The sequence below is a fragment of the Bacillus sp. B1-b2 genome, assembly GCF_009183415.1.
Taxonomy (GTDB): domain Bacteria; phylum Bacillota; class Bacilli; order Bacillales; family Cytobacillaceae; genus Niallia.
The window spans coordinates 43,297-64,651 of sequence record NZ_WEHU01000013.1 but is presented as its reverse complement, the minus strand read 5'-3'; the positions used below and the strand labels follow the sequence as shown (position 1 = coordinate 64,651).

Here is a 21,355-nt window from a genome sequence, read left to right as displayed (position 1 = left end):
CTATCTAATAGATGTTATGTTTTCATCTTGCATCTTCATTTTTGTGCAATCTAAAATACTACAACTACTTAATGGAAGGGAGTCACTTATCGTGAATTTAAATTTACGTAATGCGATTATTCATAATGTATCTGGTAACTCACAAGATCAATTAAAAGAAACAATCGTAGATGCTATCCAAAATGGCGAGGAAAAAATGCTTCCAGGCTTAGGAGTATTATTCGAAGTAATCTGGAAAAACTCCTCAGAAAATGACAAGGTAGAAATGCTCCAAACACTTGAAGATGGATTAAAATAACAGAAGAAGGAGATTATTCTCCTTCTCAGGCTGTCGAGAAACACCTCTATGGAGTAATGGGAGAATATAAAGTTGTATATTTAAACATGCTGCTGAATAGGGGGATGATTTCCGTTACAGGGGTTCGCTTTCCGTGGGGCTCGCGCTGAGCCGCGGTCTGCCTTTGGCCTGCAGGGTCTCAGCTGTCTCGCAGATCCCACAGGAGTCTTCCCCCTTCCACTACAATCATCTGGATAAAAATTCTATTTGATCTTTCTAATATACTTTTTCTACAAGCTGAGAAGGAGATTATTCTCCTTCTTTTATATTTTTTTTTTGAAACTTTTTATATTTCTTACACGTATTATGCTATAACCATGATAAATATAGAATATTCTTTATGTTTATTTTTTCTAAGGAAAGGTTATATGCTATACTACTCTTACTATATACGAAAAAAGGTGAAGGAATTTTGACAAAGAAAAAATTTCATTACTGGCTATTGCAAATATTATTAATTGTAGCCATTATTTACATTTGCACCAAGATCTCATTCTTATTTCAGCCAGTTGCAGTATTATTCTCCACATTATTTGTACCAATTATTATCACAGGCTTTCTATATTTCCTTCTTAATCCGATTGTTCGGTTTCTACAAAAAGGAAAATTACCTAAATCACTAGCCATTATTATTGTATATGTAGTAATCATTGGTCTTGTTATATTAGCTATAGGTAGTATTGTACCTATGATTAGTGCACAGATTACAGAATTATTTAGCAATATACCTAAATATGCAGATCAGGCCGTTAAGTATTTCAACTATCTAAATGATACAGAACAATATAAATGGGTCATGAATCAAGAATACATATCTATAAAAGATATTACAGAGAATTTGAAGGCATATGCACAAACTATCCCTAGTAACTTATCCAATGGAATTGGTGCCATTATAAGCACCATGACAAATATTACAGTCACTATCGTTACTGTTCCATTTTTATTATTTTACTGCTTTAAAGATGGGGAAAGATTCCCTGAGGCACTGTCTAAATTTTTCCCAGCCTCTTATCGAAAAGAAGGCTTAAAAATTATTAAAGATACAAGTACAACATTAGCTGCATACATTCAAGGACAGGTTATTGTTGCTTTATTTGTAGGAACGTTAGCTTTAATTGGTTATCTTATTATCGGGCTTGACTATGCGCTTGTTATGGCACTAATAGTAGCCGTTACAAATATTATCCCATATGTAGGACCACTTATTGGAGGAGCGCCAGCCGTTATTATCGCTTTATTCACTTCTCCTACACAAGCATTATTAGTCATCATAGTTATTACAATAGCTCAACAAATTGAAGGAAATGTCTTATCCCCTTTAATTCTAGGCAAACGATTAGATACACATCCTGCAACGATTATTATTTTATTATTAGTAGCTGGTAACCTAGCAGGTATTCTAGGAATGATTTTAGCTGTTCCAACTTATGCTGCTGCTAAGACGATCGTTGTTAATATTATTCGCCTTCTAAAAGCAAGAAAAGCAGCTATATTGAATGCTCAAGATCCACCATTTAAAGATCCACTAATTTAAAAGGAGAAGAACGATCGGAATCGTTCTTCTCCTTTTTTATATTTATGCAAATGTCAGTTCGTTAACAGTTTCTGCATCTAATTTTTTAATCACTTCTACAATAAGCTTTACTGCATTTTCATAATCATCACGATGAAGCATTGCTGCATGTGAATGAATATAACGTGTTGCAATGGTAATCGATAAAGCTGGTACTCCGTTATGTGTTAAATGAATAGAACCAGAATCCGTACCTCCGCCTGGTACACTGTCAAATTGATAAGGAATGCTTAATTCATCTGCTGTATCTGTCACTAAATCTCTTAAACCTTTATGAGAGACCATGGAAGCATCGTATAAAATGATTTGTGGTCCTTTCCCCATCTTACTTAATGCTTCTTTCTCTGTTACTCCAGGTGTATCACCCGCTATTCCAACATCTACTCCAAACGCAATATCTGGTTGAATTAAGTGTGCAGATGTTTTTGCACCACGCAATCCAACTTCTTCCTGTACAGTTCCAACACCATAAACAACATTTGGATGTTCTGTATCTTTTAGATTTTTCAAGACATCAATTGCAATAGCACAACCGATTCGATTATCCCAAGCTTTTGCAAGTAACATTTTTTCATTATTCATTACTGTAAATTCAAAATATGGCACAACCATATCTCCTGGTTTTACTCCCCATTCCATTGCCTCTTCCTTAGAGGATGCACCAATATCAATAAAGATATCTTTTAAATCAATTGGTTTTTTTCTAGCTTCTACTGAAAGAACATGTGGAGGTTTAGAACCAGTAATACCAGTAATGTCGCCTTTACTTGTTACAATAGTCACACGTTGAGCCAACATTACCTGTGACCACCAGCCACCCACTGTTTGGAAATAAAGAAATCCTTTATCATCAATTCTAGTAATCATAAAGCCAACTTCATCTAGATGGCCAGCAACCATAATTTTAGGACCATTTTCGTTCCCAACTTTTTTAGCAATTAAGCTTCCTAAGTTATCTGTAGTTACGTCATCTGCATATTCAGATATGTATTTCTTCATTACTTCTCTTGGTTCTCTTTCATTTCCAGGAATTCCTTTTGCATCTGTTAACTCTTTTAGCATCGTTAATGTTTGATCTAATTTTCCCATTATTTCGACTCCCTTAATATAATGTTCAATATTTATTATACTAGAAAATGAAACTAGCACAAACTTTTAGCTATATTTATGTTACAACAGAATTTTTTTATTATACAAATATGCTGTAATTCCTTTTATTCTAAAATTTTTATAAAAAATATTTTTAATTTGAAACTTTTTGCTGATTTCTACGTATATCATTAGCTAATCCTGAAAAAATAGATTACTGGAGGCTTTATTATGGTATGGCTGGTTATTATTTTACTTTGTGCTGCGCTGATTTTCTTCCTTTTTCGCTTCATTTCATTTACCCTGAGCCCTGAAAGAAGGCTAGCTATGGCACAAAGACGAGGAAATTTTTATTTATTAGATAAAAAAGAGAATGTAAGAATGAATTTCTTATTAACCTATAAAGGTCATTTATTTGAAGGAGAGAAATATGCTACTGGTACCACTGTCGACCATATTCTAGTATGGATGACAGATCCCTATAATACGAAATTATCAAATGATGATGTTACATTCATCCACCAGACTATACAAAATACTTATCCCTATGCAAAGATAGAATTTAAAAAGCATAAAGAATAATAGAGATTAGTAAAGGAGATACCTTTTACTCAAGTAAAAAGGTATCTCCTTTTCTTTTCTATCCTCTTGCTTCTTTAAAAAACTCATTCCATTTAATAATGGTCATTTTCTCTCTTAGAAGGTAAACAAGAATTCCTAAAGCGAATAAGATGATAATAATCATCGTAAAAGTGAATTGACTGATAAACTGGCCAAAAATGGTATAGAAGAAGGCTAAAGGTATATTACTTAAAAACGCACCCTTCATATAGCTCTTCAAGCTCTTCTTTTTTTCTAAGATACAAAAGTTCAATAAATGATAATGAAAAATAGGAATTAACCTTAAAATAGTTATTTGCCCTAATGTCAAGTTTCGATATTCTCCAAACCAACGTTTTTTTAGATTAGATAGCCTAAGATGTGTCTTAGGCAAGCGATGGATAACACCATAAAAAAATAGACAGTTAATGGTTAAACCAATTATGGAGTAAACGGTGCCCCATGTAACTCCAAATAACACACCACCTGCAATACACACAAGGATAGGAGGGATAAACAAAAATTGTCTGAGTGTATGAAACAAAATAAATATAATTGGTGCTAAAATTCCACCCACTTCAAGCATTACAAATAGAACCGCTAATTGTTCTTCCATCTAATCACCTTCTGAATAAAGAATCATGCTGTTACTTCATTGTATAAGCAGTTCGATGACTTTATGACTAAACAAATAAAAAATTAAGTACAATCCCTATTTCTAGTATAGAAAGGATAGGCAGTCCATATTTAAAAGAAGTATGTTTCGTTTTATGACGGAAGGATAACATCCCAGCATACATTCCTATTGCGCCAAAAAGAATGGCAATCATCCATAGTTTTTTCTCACTAATGCGATAAAGATGTTTTATAGCTCGATTTTTATCACTTCCCATTAATATATATCCATAAATATTAATGCAGATAAAATATAATAAGAACAAAATCACAACTTACACCACCTTCTAAGATCATCCTGTATCGATATGCCTTACAAAACATATCCTTATAAATACAAAAAAGAAGGTATAAATACCTTCTTTTTTAAAAAACTTATTTTAAGTTTTGTTTTGCTACAGTTGCTAATTCAGCAAATGCTTTTGCATCACTTACAGCAAGTTCAGCAAGCATTTTGCGGTTTACTTCGATACCAGCAACTTTTAATCCGTGCATTAAACGGCTGTAAGAAAGACCGTTGATACGTGCAGCTGCATTGATACGAGTAATCCATAATTTACGGAAATCACGTTTTTTCTGACGACGATCTCTGTATGCATACATTAGAGATTTCATAACTTGTTGGTTTGCAACTTTGTATAATGTATGTTTAGAACCGTAATAACCTTTTGCTAATTTAAGAACTTTTTTACGACGTTTGCGTGTAACTGTACCGCCTTTAACACGTGGCATATTGTTTCCCTCCTATATTGAAAAAAATTACTTAATGTTATCTAATAAATGACGAATGCGTTTGTAATCTCCAGAAGATACTAAAGCACCTTTGCGAAGTTTACGTTTTTGTTTCGTAGATTTGTTTGCAAATAAGTGACTAGTATAAGCGTGTGAACGTTTTAATTTACCAGAGCCAGTCTTTTTGAAACGCTTAGCAGCTCCGCGGTGAGTTTTCATTTTTGGCATTTTGTATTCCTCCTCGTTACTTGTCGTTTTTAGGCGCTAAAGTCATGAACATGCTTCGACCGTCCATTTTCGGGTGTGATTCCACAGTGGCAACTTCTGTACAAGCTTCTGCAAATCGCACAAGTACTCGTTGACCAATTTCCTTATGTGTAATAGCACGTCCTTTAAATCGGATGGATGCTTTTACTTTGTCGCCTTTTTCTAGGAATTTAATTGCATTACGAAGCTTTGTATTAAAGTCATGCTCATCTATAGTTGGACTTAGGCGAACTTCTTTAATATTAATGATTTTTTGGTTTTTACGTGCTTCTTTGTCTTTCTTTTGTTGTTCAAATTTGTATTTACCATAGTCCATGATACGAGCTACTGGCGGTTTCGCATTTGGCGCAACTAGAACGACATCAAGATTTACACGTGTTGCAATTTCAAGAGCTTCAAATTTCGTTTTAATCCCAAGCTGTTCTCCATTTTGGTCAATAAGACGAAGTTCTCTAGCACGAATACCTTCATTTAAAATCATATCTTTGCTAATAGTTAAACACCTCCAAGGATAATAGACGAATACAACGTTCGGGTCAAGAATTTGCTATCCTAGTGTATCTCTAGTTTAGTTACTAATTGACACTTGACTCCCAAGTTGACATCGTAGGTATTGAATATTATTTATCATCCAAATAAAAAAGTGTGGATGAATAATCACCCACACTTACGATAACATAGTAAGACCTAAAATGTTCACGTAATACCTGTTAACTACTTGGAATCTGTGTCAATCAGGTGAGAAGCGGGTGCTTCTTCTTTTCCTCAAACTCGTATTCAATTTACCTTAGTAACTATATCACAACTGAAATGTATAAGTCAACGAAAGAAATATCACAACGAGAAAAATTTTATCAAAATAATGCATGCAATGCAATACTTTTTATGCATATTTTCTGGAAAGGTGGGAAATAAGGCTTAAAATAAGCATTTATTGAATGAATTAAATAGCTTTCTTTTAAACGCAGAACTATTTCCACTGACTAGTTTCACTTTCCAAAAGCATGGTACTAAAATCACAGTACAGCACCAATACTGTTAGGAAAAAAGCTAACTTTCCCTATTCATATCATTCACTTAAATTGATTTTTTTACTTCTTGTGTTAAACTTTCTAAAAATTCCACATAAGAAACTGTTTCTGATTTCTGTTCTCCGTATTTACGAACGTTTACGGCTTTGTCTTCTACTTCATTATCTCCAACAACTAGCATGTAAGGAATTTTTTTCATTTGTGCTTCACGGATCTTGTAGCCAATTTTTTCGTCACGCTCATCTAATTCAACACGGAAACCATGTTTCTGTAAGTTTTCCTGTACTTCTTTTGCATAGTCAAAATGAACAGATGGTGAAACTGGAATTACTTGTACTTGTACTGGTGATAACCATGTAGGGAATGCACCTTTGTATTCTTCAATTAAGAAGGCTACAAAACGCTCCATAGTTGATACAACCCCTCTGTGGATAACAACTGGTCGGTGTTGTTTTCCATCTTCGCCTACGTATGTTAAATCAAAGCGTTCAGGTAGTAAGAAATCCAATTGAACTGTTGATAGTGTTTCTTCTTTTCCAAGAGCTGTTTTAACTTGGACATCAAGCTTAGGGCCGTAGAATGCTGCTTCTCCCTCTGCCTCAAAATAATCTAGTCCAAGATCATCCATTGCATCCTTTAACATGCTTTGTGCTTTATTCCACATTGCATCATCATCAAAGTATTTCTCTGTATCTTGTGGATCACGATAAGATAAACGGAAAGAGTAGTCTGTAATATTAAAATCTTTGTACACTTCTAGTACTAAGTTAACTACTCGCTTAAACTCATCTTTAATTTGGTCTGGACGAACAAAAATATGAGCATCATTTAAAGTCATTCCGCGTACACGCTGTAATCCAGATAACGCACCAGACATTTCATAGCGATGCATTGTTCCAAGTTCTGCGATACGAATTGGTAATTCACGATAACTATGAATATCATTTTTATACACTACCATGTGGTGAGGACAGTTCATAGGACGAAGAACTAATTCTTCATTATCCATTTCCATTACTGGGAACATATCTTCTTGGTAATGATCCCAGTGTCCTGAAGTCTTATAAAGATCTACACTTCCCATGATTGGTGTGTAAACATGGTTATAGCCTAGTCTCTCTTCTTTATCAACAATATAACGTTCTACAATCCTTCTAATTGTAGCACCTTTTGGAAGCCATAATGGTAAGCCTTGTCCTACTTTTTGAGAAGTCATAAATAAATCTAATTCTTTCCCTATTTTACGGTGATCTCTTTCCTTAGCTTCTTCTAAAAAGCGTAAGTGATCATCTAAATCACTTTTCTTAAAGAATGCAGTTCCATAAATACGTTGAAGCATTTTGTTATCACTGTTACCTCTCCAGTATGCGCCAGCAATGTTTAAAAGCTTAAACTCTTTTAATTTCCCAGTCGAAGGAACATGTACCCCGCGACAAAGATCAATAAATTCTCCTTGTTGATAGAGAGTAACTGTCTCATTTTCAGGAATTGCTTCAATTAATTCTAATTTATACTCATCGTCCATTTCTTTAAAAAGCTCCATCGCTTCTTCACGACTAACCTCTTTACGAATAATTTCTAAGTTTTCATTAATGATTTTTTTCATTTCTTTTTCAATAGCAGGTAAGTCTTCTGGTGTTACAGATTGCTCCAAATCGATATCATAATAGAATCCATTTTCGATAACTGGTCCTACTCCAAGTTTCACTGTACCATAGATTCTCTTAATCGCTTGTGCCATTAAATGGGCAGAACTATGACGAAGTATTTCTAGTGCATCTTGGCTGTCTGGAGTGATAATTTCAAATGTAGCATCCTCATTAATAGGTCTTCTTAAATCATATAATGCTCCATTAATTTTTCCAGCAAGAGCCTTCTTCTTTAGTCCAGGACTTATAGAAAAAGCAATATCTTCCGTTGTTGTACCTTTTGGAAACTCCTTAATAGCTCCATCTGGGAAAGTAACTTTTAAAATCTCTGACATGAATTTTCCTCCTTTAAATTATCCATCTATTCTTAACATGTAATACTTTCAACGTATTTAAGCACGCAAAAAAAACTCGTCCCAATACAAGGGACGAGTTTTCATCTATAAACACGTGGTTCCACCCTAATTCCCATACTTTTCAAAAAAAGCATGGCTTTAGAAGATACAAATAACGGCTGTATCCCGTCAATCATTACTAAGTTCCCTGTTCCTGATTGAAGTTTAAAGGTGGTAAGTTATCTTATCGTGTTAGGAAGTTCTCAGCATTTCTTCCCTCTCTTTGAACCGTACAAGAAAACTATTATCCTTATCATTACATGTAAAATTATAGTTCATTTATGTACGTTATTATATGCTACTCTAAACATAAAATCAAGCCTTCTAAAAGAATGTTATTTCGTTTCCCATTGAGTCATAACCCGATGAAAAAAATCGTCTTTATCCATTAATTGTACTCGCTCTTCAAAAATATTAGTAATAGTACGAACGATCGCTTGCTCTCTATCTTCTGTATATATATAAATGATTTTAGGGGCTAGTGCAAGAAGCGGGCCTAAGGAGTATGGATCAATATAGAATGGCTTATTTGAAAAATTCCTCTTTTCGTATAACATCATTAACTCTTGCTGTGTAATTTCACGGTAATCGGCATCAAAAAATTGTATTTCTAAATCAATAAATACATGTATACATTGAATCTTAGCATTTTTATCTATTAAAGTATGTCTTAAAGCATCAATAAATACTTGGTAATCTTGCTCCATTTTATACTCATCTATCGATAATGCTATGTATTGATCCAACTTCTCTAGAAACTCTTTTAGGCGGAATCTTACAAAGGAATCAAAGGAAAAACACATGGATGTTTCTTTCAAAAAATTATCCATACTATTTTCTAGGCTCTCTTTTATTTTTATCTCTTTCGTAAAAGGAATAAACCCCTCTCTCTCCCCGTCAATTAAGCTATGCATAACTTCTAATATACAGCGCTGTTCTAGCTCATCCATAAAATAATACTGCATTTGTAAAGTATCACTCGCCCAATCATCTGCTTTAATCTGAAGAATAAAATCTGATAGACTTTTCTTAACCATAGACAATTCTATTTCCGATTTTAAGGAAAGAAATATACCCTCATCCTTTTTTCTTTCGATTATCATGTGTTGATCTATATATTTAAAATGTCGTTTCATTATTTTCATTAAGTTTCGTGCATCTTTTTCATTTTGAAATTCTATTTCTATCAACAAAATCCCCCCTTATCTAAAGAAGTCCTTGCTTAAATGTATATGGAGGAATACTTGAAAATAGAAGTGAAAATAAAAAAACAAAAAAGAAGCGAGAGACAGAAATCTCCCACCTATAATAAAAATAATAAAACACCAAAAATAATAATATATATAACAAAATAACCTAAATAAAGCTTTCTAAAACTTAATTTATATAACTCACTTTTCCTCTTAACATAGGAAAGCAATCGATTATTTCTTGCTATATAAGTAACCACCAAACCAATTAAAACTAACCAAAGGATTAACTTATAAAAACCAGGACTATAAAATTGTTGAAACAAGGGGATAAACAATATTAACAGGGATAAAGCTACAATCCATAAAAATATCTTGTATTTTTTTATTAATTGCTTTTGTGCATTTGTTATTTCATTCAATGAAAAATTCTCCTCGAGGTACGATTATTATACTTTATTCTAGTTTCGTTTATTGTTTCCTTTTACATGTACAGGAGTAGCTAAGTAACGAATTCTTTCCATTACTCTCATCGCTTTCATCTTTTCTTCCTCTCCTCTTTGGGAGTAAGTTAGGTGATGCTCTAGACCATAAAAGTCAAAGTTAGAGGTAAAGAGTGTAGGCAGGTTTTCAAGCATTCTAAACTGTAGAATAGGACCCAGAACTTCATCTCTAATCCAACTAGACATAGTCTCTGCTCCAATATCATCTAACATTAGAATAGGCTCTCTCTTAATTCCTTCAATCTTCTCATTTAATGTACTATCCGCAATAGAGCTTTTCATTTCTCTAAACAATTCTGGTACATACACAATCATAGAAGATACCTGCTTTAGAGATAATTCATTTGCGATAGCTCCTAATATATAGGATTTCCCTACCCCAAAATCACCGTATAAAAATAACCCTTTTTGTCTTTGACCTTCTTTATACTGTTCAACAAATTGAATGGCTGCATCCACCGCTTCCATCCTTTGATCATCTAAATCTACTTGAGAGAAAGATGCTTCTAAAATATCTTTAGGGACATATAGGCTTTGAATAAGTTTTTCTTTTTTTCGTTGGTTATCTTGAATAACCTTTCGTGGACATTCTTCATACTGAATATCAATATTTCCTCGTATAATCACTAGTTTAGGATGGTAGCCTTTCATCATATTGATGCAACCTCCCAAATTAGGGCATTTGTTACACTCTTTACTTTGATTAGCATATTCAAAAAGCTTAACCATTCCCACTTCCATCATTTGTGAGGTAATCTCGTCTTCATGCTCTCGTATAAAGGCACGTACATCTGGATGAGCTAACACCTGTTCTTTCATCGCTCGATATCTTTCTTGAAATCCTGTACCCTTTCCAAGCTTTCTCAGGGTGTCGTTGATTTTTTCCACTGGGGATTTCACCACCTATTTTCTTAAATTTTTTATCCGCTCTTCTAGTTCTTGCTTTTTCTTTGAGATTCCCTCTTCATTATCAGGAATTTGATTTACTTTTTCCGTATCGATAGGTTGTCCATTTTTCTGTTGTCCTTGGCCAAACCATTCTGGTATTTTTTCTGATCGAACAATTTTTCGTTTTGTCGTATTTGTTGGATTTTTCTTGCCTTCTGCCCACTCCATATATTGCTTATGTTCCTTTTTAGCAAGATTCATGGCGTCTTTCACAGTTTTAATATTTTTTCTAACCCACTGTCCTGCTATTTTATCAATATAACCTTTTGTAAGCTTCATATCTGTTTTTAGCATGACATATTGAATTAAGACATTGATAACTCCAGGCAATAATTTTTGCGTAAACATGATCTCTTCAATGATCTGCAAATCTGCTTTGGAAGGCTCTACTCCTCCAGAAATATCTTTTAATACGTCCTTTGGAGAAGTATGATCCAAATAATAAATTAGTTCCTCTTCTTTCGTCGTAGGAGCTTCTATAGATGAATACTCTGCTTGTGGTTGTGTTCGTTCTACTAGCTTCGGCAACAAATTATTATGCTGAAATTGATACCAGTCTCTAGCTGCAATTCGAAGCTCTTCTATGTCAATCTCATCCTGCTCATTAATGGCACTAATAACAATATTCTTCATTTGAATAGGATCAATTCCATAAATAAAAGCAAGGTTTTGGATCGCATCTTTTACTTTTTTAGTAAAAGCTTTTTGTGATAGCAACGATTCATGTATCCCTACATAGAGTAATTCAAAATCAAAGGAATCATCCTGTATTTGAATTCCAGACTGTTCCTTTCGACTTATCCACTTTTCACTCTCTTCTTCTAGATCCTCAAGCTCATAATTTGCACGAATGGCGCTTATATGATCAGACATAAATACGTCTTGGAAAGCTTTCGTAACAGACACATATTCTTTCATATCTGGTGCTTGACCATCTGAAAAAAACTTTTTCAATCGACTATATTGATTTTTTCCTATTTTTCTATATAAATAAACATTTAAAATACCATCTAGAAAGAATTGTGCAGGAGATAGAGGTGGCTGTAATTCATAAACAAAGGAACGATTATCCTCTTCTTTCTTTAAATACGTTTTTAAAAGTCCCATACCTTCTAATTTCATTCTTGCATCATAAATCTCTTTTAAGCCACAACTCATAAAGTTCATTAAACTGTGATGTGTATTAGATGTTGCCCATAAACGATTTTCTTCTACCTCTGCCCATAAAGTCATATATAACCCTAAACATTTAGTACCTATTAAAGGTTGATAAAGAAAGGTAATAATCTTACGGTCATAATCATTTATGAGTCCATTGACAGCCACTTGATATCTGTCTACTGGCAACAAATCATGCCAATGCTGAGACATAATGATCATATCCTTTCCATACTTTCGTACATATAAATATACTACTATGTGATACATTTAGGCAAAAGGAAAAGGGACTGTCCCAATACAAGGTTCAGACCCCATGAGTGTATATACCAAAATAACGAACACATAAATTTAAACATTGCTAACCTACTAGTTGCACTTAGTCTTTCTTGATTAATTCTTTTAATTCTTCAATAAAGACATTTATATCTTTAAACTGACGATATACAGATGCAAATCTCACATAAGCAACTTCATCAATCTTTGCCAGTCGATCCATCACCATTTCTCCAATTGCTTCGCTATTTATTTCAGAAGCAGCATTACTTCTTAGCTCTTTTTCTATATCAGCTGTAATCTCTTCCAACTGCTTTAATGCTACAGGTCTTTTTTCACATGCTTTAATTAAACCTCTTAAAATTTTATCACGACTAAACTCTTCCCGTGTTCCTTCTTTTTTCACAACTATTAAAGGAATCTCTTCTACCTTCTCAAAAGTAGTAAAGCGATATCCACATACTTCACATTCTCTTCTTCTGCGAATAGATTTATACTCATCAACTGGTCGTGAATCCAGAACACGGGTGCTATTATGTTGACATGATGGACATCTCATTATGAATCAGCTCCGAATTCTTTTTTCCTTGTATATTCTTAATTCTGATATTATAATAAAATATTTGCTTATACAAGTATTAATATCTATTCACAAGGGAATACATCCCATTTCTTTAATATTTCCTTCGCTTGGTTTATAGCATTCTCTATTGATTGATTATTATTAATTATTTCATCTGCTAATAGCCTTTTAGAAGATAGAGGCAATTGAGCATCCATTCTATTCCTAGCTTGTTTAGCATCTAAATGATTTCTATCCATCAAACGCTCTATTTGTACATCCTCATCCACATACACAAGAATCGTTTTATCGACCATGCCTTCTAACTTGTTTTCATAAAGCAACGGAATATCCAAGATAACTAATGGGAGACCTAGATGAATAGCTTCCCCTTTTTTTTCTTCCATTCTTCTTCGTATATCTGGATGAAGAATACTATTAAGTACTTGACGCTCCCTTTCCTCATTGAAAACAATCTCTCCTAATGCTTGTCGATTAATTGTCTCATCTGCATGAAGGATGTTTTTCCCAAAGTGTTCCACAATCTTTATGTATGCCGGTTCCCCTTTTTCGACTGCTAATCGCGCTTCTATATCGGCATCTATAATCGTAATCCCTAATGATTTATAATAAGAAGAAACGGTGCTCTTTCCACTAGCAATTCCACCTGTTAGTCCAATTATTAAAGTCACATCTTCCCCTCCTTGAATTTATTTTTTCAATATGTACTTACTAAGCCTCATGCAGCAAGAAGACAACAAAGTGATTTTAATTGCCTTCTTTTTGCATCATGCTTACTTAAATGTATTAGCTTTACATAATCTTATAATTTAAACATGCCTATGATAATTAATATAATTCCAGGAATAAAGGCAAACCTATCCAACCGACTTTTCGCTGATAATAAATTCCCAGAAAGTATTCCTAGCGATACAAAGGACGTACTCATAACAATAACAGCAAGTGTTAAATATATGGGAGAAAAACCAAGCATAGAAGCTCCAATACCCGCACCAAAAGCATCTAACGACAAAGCAAATCCTAGCATAACGGCTTCTAGCCCTGTTATAGTCCCAGACTTATCAAAATCTGCCGATAAAGGCTTCTTTAATATATTAATGACAATACCTAATGATTTTATCTCAAAATTAATAATGTGTTTTTCTTCCGTTACTACCTCTTTTTCCTTCGTCGGCTTAAAGAATTGATAAATGATCCAGCCACCTAAAAGTATTAGAATGATACCACCAATACTTTCTGCTAAAGAAGGGGAAAATATCCTTGTAATAACATGACCTAAGAACATCGCTGACAGCAGTGTAAGTCCAGAACAACATGCAATAATTAAAATGGAATTTAAAGGTATTTTCATTTTACGTAATCCATAAGTTAGACCAACACTAAACCCATCAATACTAACAGCAATCGCAAGTAACAATAGGGAAATAACCTGGCTCATAAGATAAAGCTCCTTCCAAAGAAATAGTAATATACTATATGGAAAGAGCCCATCCAATGTTATTCAGGTAACTAGCATTATTTAAAGTGTTCCCGTAAAGTCACTTACTTTTGACATGTTGGACAAAAAACAGTTCCTCTGCCACCAACTATGATTCTTTCTAATGTGCTTCCACACACTTTACATTCTTGCCCCTTCCTACCGTATACATAAAGCTCCAGCTGAAACATCCCAATTTGACCTTGTGAATTAACATAAGATCTAATGGTACTTCCACCTTTTTCAACTGCTTCAGAAAGCGTAGAAATAATTTCTTTATACAATCCTTCTATTTCTTTGGTGGTAAGGGTATTTGCTACTCTTTCAGGATGTATTTTACTTCGAAACAGTGCTTCATCCACATATATATTCCCTAACCCTACCACTATTTTCTGGTCTAACAGAGCAGTTTTAATACTTCTAGTAGTCTTAGCCAATTGCTTTGTAAAATTATCAATTGTAAAGTCTTCTGCAAACGGCTCAGGTCCTAATTGGGAAAGAGGCATAGCATGTAACTCTTCCCCTTTTTGAAATAAATGCATGGTTCCAAACTTACGTACATCTTTATATCGTAGTTGAGTGTCATCTTCAAAGTAAAAAATAACATGAGTATGTTTATCTACAGGCTCGTTTTGCTGAAACAACCCATATTTACCTTCCATACGCAAATGGGAAACGATGGTGAAGTCTGTTGTTTCAATCAGTAAGAACTTCCCTCTTCTTTTAACATCTTCTATCCTCTGTCCAATAAGTGCATCAGAGAATTCCTCGACATTTTCAGGCTTCTTAATCATTTTCGCCCAAGATACAACTACTTCTTTAATGACTTTATATTGAGTAAGTTGTTTTAAGGTTTTTCTAACTGTTTCAACTTCTGGTAATTCTGGCATAGAAACATCTCTTTCCTTTTATTAAATGGTTTCCTTGCATAATTAATAAGAACAATTATTAAAATAGAAAAACAGTAAAGCCTTTACTTAGCATCATACCAAGTTTTTCCGTAAGCATAATCTACTTTTAAAGGTACACTTAGTTCAACTGCATTCTCCATTACATCTGGTACTATTTCTTTTAACTTTTCAATTTCGTCAGCAGGTGCTTCAAATATAAGTTCATCGTGTACTTGTAGTAATAGCTTTGCTTGTAGGCCTTCTGCTTCCAATCTTTTAGCCATTTCAATCATTGCTTTTTTAATAATATCTGCTGCACTTCCTTGAATAGGAGTGTTCATAGCTGTTCTTTCTGCAAAGCTTCTTAAATTAAAATTCCTACTTGTGATATCTGGTAAATATCTTCTTCTTTGGAGTAATGTTGAAACATATCCCTTTTGTTTTGCTTCTATCACTACTTCCTCCATATAGTTTTTCACACCAGGATAGCTTTCTAAATAACGTTCAATAAATTTAGCTGCTTCTTTTCTAGTAATATGAAGACTTTGAGAAAGACCGTAATCACTAATTCCATAAACAATCCCAAAATTGACAGCCTTCGCATGTCTTCTCATATTAGAGGTTACTTCCTCTGCACCTACATGAAATACAGACATAGCTGTTTCTGTATGAATATCGTGATCTTCCTTAAATGCTTCTATTAGCCTCTCATCGTTTGCAATATGTGCGAGAACTCGAAGCTCAATTTGACTATAATCCGCTGCAAAAATAACCCAATCTTCTTCAGTAGGTACGAAAGCTTCTCTAATTTTCCTTCCTTCTTCTAATCGGATAGGAATGTTTTGTAAATTAGGATCAATAGAGCTTAACCTTCCTGTTTGTGTTAAGACTTGGTTGAATCTAGTATGAATTCTGCTATTATGAACTACTTTTTGTAGTCCTTCAATATAAGTAGACTGTAATTTCCCAAGCTGTCTATATTCTAAGATTTCTCTAATAATTTCATGTGAGCTAGCTAATTGCTCTAGCACATCTGCTGAAGTAGAATAGCCAGTCTTTGTTTTCTTTACAACAGGTAGTCCTAATTTTTCAAACAGAATGACACCTAACTGTTTAGGTGAATTAATATTGAAGGTGTCTCCTGCTAGTTCGTAAATACGACCTTCTATCTGTTTTAATCGTTCTGTTAACTCCAAACCCATCGTTTTCAAGCGTTCTGTATCTACTTTTACACCTGTTGATTCCATATCAGCTAGCACTAGGCTTAAAGGCAATTCTAAATCATAAAATAATGATTCTTGATCATTTCTTTTTAGCTCTTCTTCCATTTGTTCTTTTATTGCTTGTAAGCTAAGTGCTTTTCTCACAATATGTTCAGAAAGGAATTCTGCTTCTGGCACCTTCCTTTTAGCACCTTTTCCATAAAAAGCTTCATCTGACTGTACACCTTTATAATGATACGATTTTGCGACTGAGGCTACATCTTCTATCGTTGCAGAAGGATCTGCTAAATAAGCAGCTATTAATACATCAAAGGTGATACCTTTTAGGTGAATTCCCTTATGCCTTAGTGATACTTCTGATTTTTTCGCATCATATACCATTTTTTCTTTTGTTTCATCTTCAGCCCATTGTTTAAAGTCTTGTGAGTCAAGTACTAAATCTAATGGCAAATAGAATGCTCCATTGTCATTTAAAAGAGCTAATCCTAAAATTGGTGCATAATGATAGTTATCTTCTAAAATTTCTACATATAAGATATTTGTATCAGCAAAAATGTCAGGTGTTATCTCTTCAACAAATGTATAGTCTATTTCATCTAATTCTAGATCTTCTTCTTCCGTTGTAACTCCTAATTTATCTAATAAAGAATTAAATCCTAATTCTTTAAAAAGAGGCTTTAATTGCTCTGTTTGCATTCCTGGAAATTCAGTATTATCTAAAGTAATAGTCAATGGAGCTTCTCTGGTAATGGTCGCTAATTCTTTACTCATAATAGCTTGATCCTTAAATTCTACTAGCTTTTCTTTTAATTTCTTACCACTTACTTGTTCAACAGAACTTAGTAGATTTTCAAGCGAATCAAATTCCTTTAGAAGCTTAATGGCTGTTTTTTCTCCAACTCCTGGTACTCCAGGTATATTATCTGAACTATCTCCCATTAACCCCTTCATATCTATGATTCGATCAGGCGTTAATCCGTACTTTTCTTTAATATGTTCAGGTGTATATGCTTCTATATCGGTAATCCCTTTTCTTGTTATATAAACGGTTGTTTTATTAGAGCTAAGCTGTGTTAAATCCTTATCTCCAGAAATAACAATGACTTCATAATCTTCTTTTTCTCCTTGAAGAGAAAGAGTTCCAATGATATCGTCCGCTTCATAATTTGGTAACTCATAATGATAGATACCATAAGCTTTTAATAGCTCTCTTATATAGGGGAACTGCTCCGATAATTCAGGAGGAGTCTTTTGACGCCCACCTTTATATTCACTAAAGGTTTTATGACGAAAAGTAGTTTTCCCAGCATCAAAGGCTACTAAAACATGGGAAGGGTTCTCGTCTTCTAAAATCTTCATAAGCATCATGGTAAAACCATAAACGGCATTTGTGTGTACCCCTTTATCATTATTTAATAATGGCAAAGCGAAAAATGCTCGATATGCTATACTATTTCCATCTATTAATATTAGTTTCTTTTTCAAGAAATCACATCCTCAATCCGATTTGGTATGTACTTTTTATTACTATCTATTTTACATGACCAATAACTAAATGTAAAAAAAGCAGAGATTACTCCGCTAAGGTAATCATCTCTAGTATTTGTCTCTACTAGAGGATGATATTTACCATAAACGAAACAAACTCTGCTTCCTTTATATATTTTCACAAGTTATACAACATAGGGAAAGCCAAAAGCGGGGTAGCTTTTAGCTTATGACCTTAACCTAATGGATAAGGGGGACTTCATCAATTATTGTACCAACCAATTGTAAATCCCCCATAAAATAAATGTAAAACTAGTGTAAATCCGAAAAGCGGAAGGCACCCGTTTAGGAACGGAGGGACTGGAGCACTTCGTATGAGATATAGGAAACACAGTGAACGCTAGTGAACTGATGTTGACTTATCGTAAGAAGAAGTGTGAAGTCCTGGAGTTCCTGGGTGCCTGGAGCTAGACAATCCGAAAAGCGGAAGGCACCCGTTTAGGAACGGAGGGACTGGAGCACTTCGTATGAGATATAGGAAACACAGTGAACGCTAGTGAACTGATGTTGACTTATCGTAAGAAGAAGTGTGAAGTCCTGGAGTTCCTGGGTGCCTGTAGCTAGACAATCCGAAAAGCGGCAGACACCCGTTTAGGAACGGAGGGACTGGAGCACTTCGTATGAGATATAGGAAACACCACTTATCCAATGAAGAAATGTGACTCTTTAAAAAGGAAATTCTTTGTTTAAAGTAATAGTAAAAGTGGTTCCTTCTCCCACCTTACTATCCACTTTAATAATTCCTTTGTGAATTTCTATTAAATGCTTTACAATAGCCAAGCCTAGACCCGTTCCCCCTGAATTTCTACTTCTAGCTTTATCTACTCGATAAAAACGCTCAAAAATCCTTGGAATCTCTGCTTGCTCTATTCCTATACCTGTGTCTTTTATTAATATATCTATCTTCTTTTTCTTCTCTATGACACTTACGTTAACTTTTCCATTATTAGGTGTATAAGAAACCGCATTTGAAATGAGATTTAAGAATACTTGTGTTAAACGACTTCGATCTCCCTCAATAGGAATAATGTCGTTCTCTTGGTAGAAATTCAATTCTATATTTTTACTTTCTGCTTTTCCTTCAAGCATCTTGGTTGCTTTGTTCAACACTTCTATAATATTGAATTTCTCCTTGTTTAAGGAGAAATGATGTTGTTCTAGCTTAGAAAGATCTAGTAAATCTTGAACGAGTGTTTGCATACGATCACTTTCTTTTAAAATAATCCGTAAAAACTCTTCCAATGTATGTTGATTTTCCATCGCTCCATCTAGTAGTGTTTCTGAGAATCCTTTAATAGAAGTAATCGGTGTTTTTAATTCATGAGATACATTTGCAACAAAGTCTTTACGTATTTGCTCTAACTTTTTCAGTTCCGTAATATCATTAAATACAATTAATATTCCCATCCACTTATCATTCGTACCAATGATAGGAACACCATAGACTTGAAAATTCTTCTTCTCATTGTTTATATCTAACTTCATTTCTCTTATAACCTTATTCTCTGTCATAAAAATCTCTTCTGCTAGATCAATTACTTCTCTATACGGAATTACTTTATAATATTGCTTATATAAATAATCCGTAGAGCGAACAGAAAATAAATCTTTATATGATTTATTAATTAAGTTTATGTATCCCCTACTATCAATGAGAAGCAAGCCACTTCCAATGCTCTCTATTAATGTACCTAAACGATCTTCTTGTACTTCTTGTGCTCTTACAATCTCTTGCATATTTTTAGCGATTTTATTAAGAGAAGAACTTAATATACCCGTATCATCCATTCGATCCTCATAGGTTCTTGCATGATAATTTCCATTGGCTATATCCACAGCCACCTTTGTAGAGAATTCGATTGGTCGGATATATCGATTAATTAATTTATAACATATTAAGAAAATACTAAAGAATGCAACCAACAAAGAAGTCAAAATAACCCAACCAAGTACCTTATAGGTATTTTCTATATCAGCTAATGGAGTGCCTATCACTAAATAGCCTTCACTCGTTAGGTTTTGTTTGTAAAAGTGAAAATCTGAATCCCCACTTACTTCCACAACCGTAGTATCTTCTTGATTCCCTATACTAGAGATAGAATCCTCTACTTGATTCAAATACTTTGAATATTTATCTGAGATATCTCCCTCGTTAATAATAGCTTTCCCAGTTTGATCAACTAAGGTTATTTGTACATCTAGCGTACTCGCATAATCTTTGATCAAACCTGCTGGTATAGAAAAAATGTCCCCTTGGTTTTCTATTACATTCACTAGCAGCTGGCTTTCTTGTTTTATTCTAGCATCATACGAATCAATAAAAGCCTTCTTATTGAATTCGTTAATAAAAACTCCAACTACTAAAAATACGATAAAAATGGTAAAAAGGATGCTCGTTAATAGACGAGATGTAAAACTTCTCATTTTACTTCGGTTCCTCTAATTTATAACCTAACCCACGAATCGTTTTAATATAAATTGGCTTCTTCGTGTTTTCTTCAATCTTTTCTCTCAAATGACTTATATGTACGTCCACTATTCTTGTATCTCCAACAAAGTCATAGTTCCAGACAGCACTAAGTAATTGATCTCTTGTTAATACTCTACCTCGATTTTTTACGAGATATAATAATAATTCAAATTCTTTTGGAGTTAATTCTAAAAGATCTCCTCTAAAATAAGCTTCATAAAAGTTTGGTAATACTTTTAATTCTCCTATTTTAATAGTTTCTTTTTCTTCTTCTTGCTCCTCTGTAATAGGTAGTGCCTGCATTTGCGTACGTCTTAGAACAGCTTTAATTCTAGCAATCACTTCCCTAGGACTAAATGGTTTAGTCATATAATCATCTGCACCAAGCTCCAGTCCAAGTACTTTATCGAATTCATCATCTTTTGCTGTTAACATTAGTATTGGTGTTAAAACTCTTTGCTGACGAAGTTCTTTACATACATCCATGCCATCTTTTTTTGGCAACATTAAATCTAGTAATATAATGTCAGGATTAGTAGTGAGGGCCAGATGCAGTCCTTCTTCCCCATCCATTGCAGTAAGCACTTCATATCCAGCCTGCTGTAGATTATATTGTAGTAACGTTACTATTGATTGTTCATCATCTACTACTAAAACTTTTTTCTTCATATTCAGCCTCCAAATATGTGAATTCCCCTAAAGTCCCCATATAACTTATATTCATTATAATATAATGTA

At 33.9% G+C, this 21,355-nt stretch carries 21 protein-coding genes and 2 other annotated features; of the genes, 3 read left to right on the top strand and 18 right to left on the bottom strand.

What is annotated here, in order from left to right; translation table 11 throughout:
• The first annotated feature begins 91 nt into the window (after window positions 1-91).
• Entirely contained in the window at window positions 92-298 is a 207-nt protein-coding gene (gene sspI / locus F9279_RS13960; RefSeq protein WP_152114040.1) for a small acid-soluble spore protein SspI, read from the top strand.
• A gap of 451 nt (window positions 299-749) precedes the next feature.
• Window positions 750-1,874 carry an AI-2E family transporter gene (locus F9279_RS13955; protein WP_152114038.1) on the top strand — a complete coding sequence of 375 codons (1,125 nt, stop codon included), beginning with the start codon at window positions 750-752 and terminating at the stop codon, window positions 1,872-1,874.
• A 42-nt stretch (window positions 1,875-1,916) separates the two neighbouring features.
• Here the strand turns inward: F9279_RS13955 and F9279_RS13950 are convergent, their stop codons facing one another.
• Window positions 1,917-3,002, bottom strand: coding sequence for a M42 family metallopeptidase (locus F9279_RS13950; protein WP_152114036.1), 1,086 nt, complete (start codon window positions 3,000-3,002; stop codon window positions 1,917-1,919).
• A 231-nt stretch (window positions 3,003-3,233) separates the two neighbouring features.
• Here F9279_RS13950 and F9279_RS13945 point away from each other — a divergent pair, with 231 nt between their 5' ends.
• Window positions 3,234-3,584 (top strand): sigma-w pathway protein ysdB, encoded by a 351-nt coding sequence (locus F9279_RS13945; RefSeq protein ID WP_152114034.1) that lies wholly within the window; start codon window positions 3,234-3,236, stop codon window positions 3,582-3,584.
• 58 nt (window positions 3,585-3,642) lie between these two features.
• On the opposite strand, the gene F9279_RS13940 is transcribed toward F9279_RS13945, so the two are convergent.
• The 17 genes from F9279_RS13940 to F9279_RS13860 all read right to left on the bottom strand — a co-directional run bounded on the left by F9279_RS13940 (window position 3,643) and on the right by F9279_RS13860 (window position 21,286).
• The gene (locus F9279_RS13940) at window positions 3,643-4,218 is read right to left on the bottom strand and encodes a TVP38/TMEM64 family protein (protein WP_152114032.1); all 576 of its coding nucleotides are present in this window, start codon (window positions 4,216-4,218) and stop codon (window positions 3,643-3,645) included.
• 67 nt (window positions 4,219-4,285) lie between these two features.
• A complete protein-coding gene (locus F9279_RS13935; RefSeq protein ID WP_152114158.1) occupies window positions 4,286-4,546 on the bottom strand; it encodes a DUF1294 domain-containing protein in 261 nt (86 codons plus the stop codon).
• 106 nt (window positions 4,547-4,652) lie between these two features.
• On the bottom strand, window positions 4,653-5,009 hold the full coding sequence (gene rplT, locus F9279_RS13930) for a 50S ribosomal protein L20 (protein ID WP_152114029.1): 357 nt from the start codon (window positions 5,007-5,009) through the stop codon (window positions 4,653-4,655).
• 27 nt (window positions 5,010-5,036) lie between these two features.
• Window positions 5,037-5,237: a 50S ribosomal protein L35 gene (rpmI, locus tag F9279_RS13925; RefSeq protein ID WP_152114027.1), complete on the bottom strand. Its 201-nt coding sequence runs from the start codon at window positions 5,235-5,237 to the stop codon at window positions 5,037-5,039.
• 16 nt (window positions 5,238-5,253) lie between these two features.
• Window positions 5,254-5,757, bottom strand: a complete 504-nt coding sequence (infC, locus tag F9279_RS13920) for a translation initiation factor IF-3 (RefSeq protein ID WP_152114025.1) — start codon at window positions 5,755-5,757, stop codon at window positions 5,254-5,256.
• A gap of 150 nt (window positions 5,758-5,907) precedes the next feature.
• Window positions 5,908-6,043, bottom strand: a sequence feature (ribosomal protein L20 leader region).
• A 310-nt stretch (window positions 6,044-6,353) separates the two neighbouring features.
• A complete protein-coding gene (thrS, locus tag F9279_RS13915) occupies window positions 6,354-8,291 on the bottom strand; it encodes a threonine--tRNA ligase (RefSeq protein ID WP_152114023.1) in 1,938 nt (645 codons plus the stop codon).
• Window positions 8,292-8,377: 86 nt separating this feature from the next.
• Window positions 8,378-8,617: a binding site (T-box leader), on the bottom strand.
• 69 nt (window positions 8,618-8,686) lie between these two features.
• On the bottom strand, window positions 8,687-9,541 hold the full coding sequence (locus tag F9279_RS13910; RefSeq protein ID WP_152114021.1) for a putative sporulation protein YtxC: 855 nt from the start codon (window positions 9,539-9,541) through the stop codon (window positions 8,687-8,689).
• Window positions 9,542-9,654: 113 nt separating this feature from the next.
• Complete coding sequence (locus tag F9279_RS13905) at window positions 9,655-9,963, bottom strand: hypothetical protein (RefSeq protein ID WP_152114019.1); 309 nt, start codon at window positions 9,961-9,963, stop codon at window positions 9,655-9,657.
• A gap of 39 nt (window positions 9,964-10,002) precedes the next feature.
• On the bottom strand, window positions 10,003-10,932 hold the full coding sequence (dnaI, locus tag F9279_RS13900; protein WP_152114017.1) for a primosomal protein DnaI: 930 nt from the start codon (window positions 10,930-10,932) through the stop codon (window positions 10,003-10,005).
• Window positions 10,933-10,947: 15 nt separating this feature from the next.
• Window positions 10,948-12,363, bottom strand: coding sequence for a replication initiation and membrane attachment family protein (locus F9279_RS13895; RefSeq protein ID WP_152114015.1), 1,416 nt, complete (start codon window positions 12,361-12,363; stop codon window positions 10,948-10,950).
• Between the two features lie 166 nt (window positions 12,364-12,529).
• Window positions 12,530-12,985 carry a transcriptional regulator NrdR gene (gene nrdR, locus F9279_RS13890; RefSeq protein WP_152114013.1) on the bottom strand — a complete coding sequence of 152 codons (456 nt, stop codon included), beginning with the start codon at window positions 12,983-12,985 and terminating at the stop codon, window positions 12,530-12,532.
• An 86-nt stretch (window positions 12,986-13,071) separates the two neighbouring features.
• A complete protein-coding gene (gene coaE / locus F9279_RS13885) occupies window positions 13,072-13,680 on the bottom strand; it encodes a dephospho-CoA kinase (protein ID WP_152114011.1) in 609 nt (202 codons plus the stop codon).
• A gap of 131 nt (window positions 13,681-13,811) precedes the next feature.
• Window positions 13,812-14,447: a sporulation membrane protein YtaF gene (gene ytaF, locus F9279_RS13880; RefSeq protein WP_152114009.1), complete on the bottom strand. Its 636-nt coding sequence runs from the start codon at window positions 14,445-14,447 to the stop codon at window positions 13,812-13,814.
• A gap of 104 nt (window positions 14,448-14,551) precedes the next feature.
• On the bottom strand, window positions 14,552-15,376 hold the full coding sequence (mutM, locus tag F9279_RS13875; RefSeq protein ID WP_152114007.1) for a DNA-formamidopyrimidine glycosylase: 825 nt from the start codon (window positions 15,374-15,376) through the stop codon (window positions 14,552-14,554).
• An 83-nt stretch (window positions 15,377-15,459) separates the two neighbouring features.
• Entirely contained in the window at window positions 15,460-18,084 is a 2,625-nt protein-coding gene (polA, locus tag F9279_RS13870) for a DNA polymerase I (RefSeq protein WP_152114005.1), read from the bottom strand.
• A 729-nt stretch (window positions 18,085-18,813) separates the two neighbouring features.
• Entirely contained in the window at window positions 18,814-20,571 is a 1,758-nt protein-coding gene (pnpS, locus tag F9279_RS13865) for a two-component system histidine kinase PnpS (RefSeq protein ID WP_152114003.1), read from the bottom strand.
• A 1-nt stretch (window position 20,572) separates the two neighbouring features.
• Window positions 20,573-21,286, bottom strand: coding sequence for a response regulator transcription factor (locus F9279_RS13860; RefSeq protein ID WP_152114001.1), 714 nt, complete (start codon window positions 21,284-21,286; stop codon window positions 20,573-20,575).
• Between the last annotated feature and the right edge of the window lie 69 nt (window positions 21,287-21,355).